Annotated in this window: 5 protein-coding genes; 4 read left to right on the top strand and 1 reads right to left on the bottom strand. The window is 76.5% G+C overall.

Annotation, left to right across the window (positions count from 1 at the left end):
* Positions 1-362: 362 nt before the first annotated feature.
* From ACIRS1_RS29405 to ACIRS1_RS29415, 3 genes are all read left to right on the top strand, one after another.
* Positions 363-728: a hypothetical protein gene (locus ACIRS1_RS29405; RefSeq protein ID WP_402845029.1), complete on the top strand. Its 366-nt coding sequence runs from the start codon at positions 363-365 to the stop codon at positions 726-728.
* 242 nt (positions 729-970) lie between these two features.
* Entirely contained in the window at positions 971-1,573 is a 603-nt protein-coding gene (locus tag ACIRS1_RS29410; RefSeq protein ID WP_402845030.1) for a carbonic anhydrase, read from the top strand.
* Between the two features lie 83 nt (positions 1,574-1,656).
* Positions 1,657-3,132, top strand: a complete 1,476-nt coding sequence (locus ACIRS1_RS29415) for a SulP family inorganic anion transporter (RefSeq protein WP_402845047.1) — start codon at positions 1,657-1,659, stop codon at positions 3,130-3,132.
* Between the two features lie 117 nt (positions 3,133-3,249).
* Here ACIRS1_RS29415 and ACIRS1_RS29420 read toward each other — a convergent pair whose 3' ends face one another.
* Entirely contained in the window at positions 3,250-4,476 is a 1,227-nt protein-coding gene (locus ACIRS1_RS29420) for a Dyp-type peroxidase (protein ID WP_402845032.1), read from the bottom strand.
* Between the two features lie 31 nt (positions 4,477-4,507).
* Here ACIRS1_RS29420 and ACIRS1_RS29425 point away from each other — a divergent pair, with 31 nt between their 5' ends.
* Positions 4,508-5,884, top strand: coding sequence for a right-handed parallel beta-helix repeat-containing protein (locus ACIRS1_RS29425; RefSeq protein ID WP_402845034.1), 1,377 nt, complete (start codon positions 4,508-4,510; stop codon positions 5,882-5,884).
* Positions 5,885-6,000: the final 116 nt, after the last annotated feature.

The raw sequence follows: 6,000 nt of genomic DNA on the forward strand, positions 1-6,000 counted from the left end.
CCGCGGGGCGCGGGGGCGGCGAGGAGCGGGAACCGGTGGCGGAGATGTGCGGCCCGGACAGCCGCTCGCACGCAAACGACGCACGCTGCCGCCGCCGCGTTCACAGGACTGACAGATCCTCACATCGCTGTGATCGAAGCAGCTTTGGCGTACACAGAACCCTCACGCACAGTTCGGGAAATCTCATCCCGGCGGCGCCCGGAGCTAACGTCCCGGTTACACACGGTCGGTACGCTGGACAGCACGGTGACCGGTTCCGGAGCCGGAATGTTCGGCCGGCGGTTCGGCCGGCGGTTCGGTGCGAACGATTCGGAGCCGGCAGCTCGGAGCCACCGGTGCGACGCGGACGGAGGGGAGGCGCAGTGACGGCACGACGCATCTCGCGCGGCAAGCGCCTCGCCCTCCTGTTGGCCGCCGTCGTCTCGGCCGTGCTCGCCGCCCTCGGCACCGGCTCGCAGGCCTTCGCCGCCGAGCCGCTGCCGCAGTCCACGGCCGCCGACGGCCACCCGGCCTGGAAGGTCCACCACCTCACCGAGGCACCGACCGCACGGGCCACCGCCCACCACCGCACGAGCGGCGGCACGGCCGTGCGTACGGCCGTCGGCGCGGTGAGCGGCACCGTCACCGGCGTCGCGGCCACCTCCGTCACGGTGCCCACGGGCCCCGTGCCCGGCGCGAACGGGTCGAGACCGGCCGCGCTCGCGCGCCTCCAGGTGTTCCGCTGCTGACGGCTCCCGCGAGCTGACCCGCACCCCGCACGCGATCCGGCGCGCGCCCACCACGGGCGCGTGCGGCCCCGCCATGCCCTCGGGCGGCGGGCCACCGCCCCACGCCCGACCGGCGGATCCTTCCGGACGGGCCCGGGCCACGGCACCGCCGGCCCCACGGCCGACCGCGCGTCAGCCCGCCGCTGCCCCACGACAGCAGCTTCCCGCCCGGCACCACCCGGGCGGGCAGAAGGAGACCTCTCATGCAGTCCCTCGTGACGCACGCCCGCGTCTTCCCGCACCGGCTCGCCTCCGGCGGCCACGACCTCGGCCGGCTCTCCGCCGGGCAGGCGCCCGAAGCCCTCTTCATCACCTGCTCCGACTCCCGCGTCGTCCCGGCCCTGATCACCGGATCCCGCCCCGGGCAGCTCTTCGAGCTGCGCACCGCCGGGAACATCGTCCCCGTCTACGACACGGCCGCCCCCAGCGGCGAGGCCGCCACCATCGAGTACGCCGTCGACATCCTCCGGGTCCCCGACGTCATCGTCTGCGGGCACTCGCACTGCGGGTCCATCGGCGCGCTGGTGCGGGCCGAGGACCTGGCGCCCGTCCCCGCCGTCCGGACCTGGCTCGAACACGCCGCCCCGCCCACCAGCCACCTCGCCCCCGTCCCGGCGCACGACCAGGACGCGGACGTCGCCCGCCCGGTCCAGCGCAGCGTCCTCGCCCAGCTCGACCGGCTGCGCAGCTACCCGGGCGTGGCCCGCCGGCTGGCGGAGGGTTCCCTGCGGCTGCACGGCTGGTACTACGAGGTGCACACCGGCACCGTCCTCGCCGGATCGGACCGGGGGTTCCTGCCGCTGTGAACACTCCCGACCACCCCGGTCTCCCCGGCACGACCGACAGCCCCACCAGCCCCACCGGGCCCGGGGCCCGCGGCCGCTCCCCGCTGCGCGGCGCGTTCGCGCACTGGCGCCAGGACCTGCCCGCCTCGCTGGTCGTCTTCCTGGTGGCCGTCCCGCTGTGCGTCGGCGTCGCCGTCGCCTCCGGCGTGCCCGCGGAACGCGGCCTGATCACCGGCATCGTCGGCGGGCTGGTCGTCGGCCTGCTGCCCGGCAGCAGCCTGCAGGTCAGCGGCCCGGCCGCCGGGCTGACCGTCCTCGTCTACGACGCCGTCCAGCAGTTCGGGCTCGCCTCGCTCGGCGCCGTCGTCCTCGCCGCCGGACTCCTGCAGGTCACGATGGGACTGCTGCGCATGGGCCGCTGGTTCCGCGCGATCTCCCTGTCCGTCGTCCACGGCATGCTCGCCGGGATCGGGCTGATCCTGATCCTCGGACAGCTGTACGCCGTCTCCGGCCGGGCGGCGCCGGGCTCCGGCACCGCGAAGGTGGCCGGGATCCCCGCGCTGCTCGGCGACTGGCTGACCGGCCGGGCCGCGATGACCGCCGTCGCCATGACCGCCGCCACGGTGGCCCTGCTGACGTGCTGGAAGAAGCTGCCCGCCCCCGTCCGCGCGGTGCCCGCCCCGCTGGCGGCGGTCGCCCTCGCCGCCGGCGCGACGGCCCTGTTCGACCTGGACGTCCCCCGGGTCGAGGTGGACGGGCTGCTCGGCGCCGTCGCCCTCCCGACCGCGGACGGCCTGGGCGCCGTCGCGAGCGCGGCGGGCCTGGGCACCGTCCTCGCGTTCGCCGTCATCGCCTCCGCCGAGAGCCTGTTCAGCGCCGCCGCCGTCGACCAGATGCACGACGGGCGCCGCACCGACTACGACAAGGAGCTCACCTCCCAGGGCATCGGCAACACCCTGTGCGGGCTGCTCGGCGCCCTGCCGATGACCGCCGTGATCGTCCGCAGCGCCGCCAACGTCCAGGCCGGGGCCAGGACCAGGGCGTCCCGCGTCCTGCACGGCGTGTGGCTGCTGCTGTTCGCCGCGCTCCTGCCGGCCGCCCTGGGGCTGATCCCGCTCGCCGTGCTCGGCGGCGTCCTGATCCACGCCGGCGGCAAGCTGATCCCCCTGCGGCAGGGCGTCGCCCTGTGGCGGGCGCACCGCAGCGAGGTGGTGGTGCTCGCGGCCACCGCGGGCGCGATCGTCGTCACCAACCTCTTCGAGGGCGTCCTGCTCGGCGTGGCGCTCGCCGTCGCCAAGAGCGCCTGGCAGACCTCCCAGTTGCACATCGACCTCACCGACACCGGTGACGGCCGTCCGCTGCACGTCCGCCTCGGCGGCGACGCGACCTTCCTGCGGCTGCCCCGGCTGCTGGACACGCTGGAGTCGCTGCCGACGGACCGTGCGGTGGACCTCGACTGGAGCGAACTGCGCCACCTCGACCACGCCTGCCGCAGCGCGCTGATCTCCTGGGCCGACCAGCACGCCGCCCGGGGCAGCAGCGACGTGCGGCTCAAACCGCCGCTGGTGGTGAGCGCCTGACGGTCCGACCGACGCCGGCCGGGCGGTTCCCCCTCGGGGGCACCTGCCCGGCCGGCGTCCGCGCGCTCCGCCACTCCCCCGCTCAGCCCCCTCAGACCGCTCAGACCACGCAGGCCGTCAGGCCCAGAGAGCCTCGCCGAGGGTGCCGCCCGCCGGGGCGCCGGGGAGGACGTAGGCGACCGCCGAGGCGGTGTGTTCGAGGAAGGGGTTCAGGGCGTCGCGGGCGGCGAGCCGGTTCTGGACCCGGGTGAACTGGGCCGGGTCGCGCATGAAGGCGCAGAACAGCAGGCCGCGGTCGGCCGGTCCGTCGTCGTAGCCGTAGCCGCGGCGCAGCATCCGGGCACCGCCGTCGAGGCGGGGGCTGCTGAGCCGGACGTGGGCGGTGGCGGGGATGACGTAGGAGCCGTCCGGGTTCTTGGCGTAGATGTCCGGCTCGTCGTGCTCGGCGCTGCCGGTGAGCGGGGCGCCGTCGCCGGCCCGCCGGCCCATCGCCAGCTGCCTGCGGTCCTCCGGCAGGGCGGCGAAGGCGGCGGTGTCCATCCGGATCCGCCGGTAGACCAGGACGGTGCCGTTCTCGTGCGGCCCGGCCGGGCCCCAGACCCACTGCCGGGCGGCCTCGTCGTCCGGGTTGGCGGTGCCGTCCTTGAAGCCGAAGAGGTTGCGCGGGGTGGTGCCCGGGGCGGTGCGCTGCAGGAATCCGGACTGCGACCAGCGCGGTACGGCGCCAGCGGACCGGGCGGCGGCCGTGGCGAGTTCGGCGAGGACGGCCGGTGTCCAGGGGTCGTCCGCGCTCACCTGCAGCAGGAGGTCGCCGCCGCCGCGGGCCGGGTCGAGCCGGTCGCCGGGAAACTCCGGCAGCTCGGCGAGCCGGGCGGGGACGTCGAGCCCCAACCGGGTGGCGAGCGCCGGGCCGACGCCGACCAGGGAGGTGAGCCGGGTGGTGGTGCCGCCCTGCAGCCTCGGGTCGGGCGGCGTGTCGGTCGCCGCGGCCGCCAAGGTGCGGGTCAGCGCGCCCAGGAGGCCGCGCAGGGTGTCCCGGTCGGCGGCGGTGGTGGTCTGCGGGAGGTCGAAGGCGAGCAGCCGGGTGGCGACGGGCTGGGGCGCCGTCACCCCGGCCTGCCGGGCGCCGTGGAAGGGGGCCGCGGCCTCGGGGGGCGGCCCGCCGGTGGCACTGCCGGTGGCACCGTCCCGGCCGGGCGTCCGGCTGCCGTCCGCCAGTTCGCCGGCGGCGGCGCCGATCCCGGCGGCGAAGACCGCGCCGGCGGCGAGCAGGGCCCTGCGCCGCCCGATCCCGGTCGCGGCCGGCCCGGGCGACGGCCGCGGGTTTTCCGGTTCGGTAGGCATGCGCCCTATTGGAGACGATAGAACACTTGCCATGCAAATCACGTCTCCTGAGCGCCCGTTGACCACCCCGTCCGCTCGGCCGCCGGTGGTCGGGGCGGCGGCGGCACGGCTCCTGACGGCCCTGGTCGCGGCGGTCGCCCTGACGGCCACCGGGTGTTCCTCGACCGGTGCGGGCTCCGCCGACTCCCGGCACCCGGTCGGGAGCGTGCTGCGGGTGCCGGAGGACTTCCGCACCGTCCAGCAGGCCGTGGACGTCGCCCGGGAGGGGGAGACGGTGCTGGTCGGGCCGGGTGTCTACCGCGAGAGCGTGCGCATCACCAAGGCCCGGGTCGTGCTGCGCGGGACGGACCGCACCACCGTGGTCCTCGACGGCGGGCTGCGGCTCGTCAACGGGGTCACCGTGACCGGCCCCGGATCGGTGGTGGAGAACCTCACCGTCCACGGCTACCTGGCCAACGGCGTCCTGTTCACCGGCGTCACCGACGAGAAGCTGCAGCAGCACGGCGCCGGCGGCTCCGCGTACGACCCGCTCGACACCGCCCGCTTCCCGGTCGTCCAGGGCTTCCGGGCGACGCGGGTGACGGCCTACGGCAACGGCCTGTACGGCATCTACGCCTTCGACGCGCGCGGCGGCGTGATCGAGGACTCCTACGCCTCCGGGCAGGCCGACTCGGGCATCTACGTCGGCCAGTGCAAGCCCTGCGACACGGTGGTGCGCGGCAACACCGTGGAGCGCAACGCCGTCGGCATCGAGCTGACCAACGCCTCGGACGGCCTGTCGGTGCTGGGCAACCGCGTGGTCGGCAACCGGGTCGGCGTCACGGTGAACTCCAACGACCTGGAGGCCCTCGCCCCGCAGCACGGCGCGGTGATCGCGGGCAACGTGGTCGCCGACAACAACGCCGCCGACACCCCGGAGCAGGCGGACGGCGGCTTCGGCATCGGGATCGGGATCGGCGGCGGCACCGCGAACCGGGTGCTGCGCAACCTCGTCCGGGGCAACCGCGCCGCCGGAGTGGTGATCACCGACCCGCCCGGGCACCCGGCGAGCGGCAACCGCGTCGAGGGCAACCGGGCGGACGGCAACGGCGCCGACCTCGTGCTGGCCTCGGCGGATCCGGGCAACTGCTTCACCGGCAACCTGCCCGCCGTGCAGAGCCCGGACGGCCTGGAGACGCTGGCCGGGTGCGGCGTCCAGGGCCGCGGGCCGCTGCCCGCGGGCCGCGCGGCGCCGGTCCAGGCCCCGCCCGGCATCCCGTTCAGCCAGGTGCCGGCCCCGCCCGCACAGCCCTCGCTGCCGGATCCGACCGCGCCCGGCCGGCCGGCCACCGACCTGCCCGGGGCCGTCGACCCGGACGCCTACCCGCTCCCGGCCGACCCGGCGGCGGTGCCGCAGAAGACGGGCTGAGGACACTCCCCGAGGCGGGGGGGGGGGCCCCGGGGGGGGCCGCGGGGGCCGCCCCCCCCCGCCCCCGGCGGCCCCCGCGGGGTGCGCACGCCGCGGGGGGGGCCCCCCCGGGGGCC

The sequence above is a fragment of the Kitasatospora sp. NPDC101176 genome, assembly GCF_044768035.1.
GTDB lineage: Bacteria > Actinomycetota > Actinomycetes > Streptomycetales > Streptomycetaceae > Kitasatospora.

Coding starts and splice junctions, on each gene's coding strand:
- ACIRS1_RS29410 (WP_402845030.1), top strand. CDS start 971: ATGCAGTCCCTCGTGACGCACGCCCGCGTCTTCCCGCACCGGCTCGCC.
- ACIRS1_RS29420 (WP_402845032.1), bottom strand. CDS start 4,476: ATGCCTACCGAACCGGAAAACCCGCGGCCGTCGCCCGGGCCGGCCGCG.
- ACIRS1_RS29425 (WP_402845034.1), top strand. CDS start 4,508: ATGCAAATCACGTCTCCTGAGCGCCCGTTGACCACCCCGTCCGCTCGG.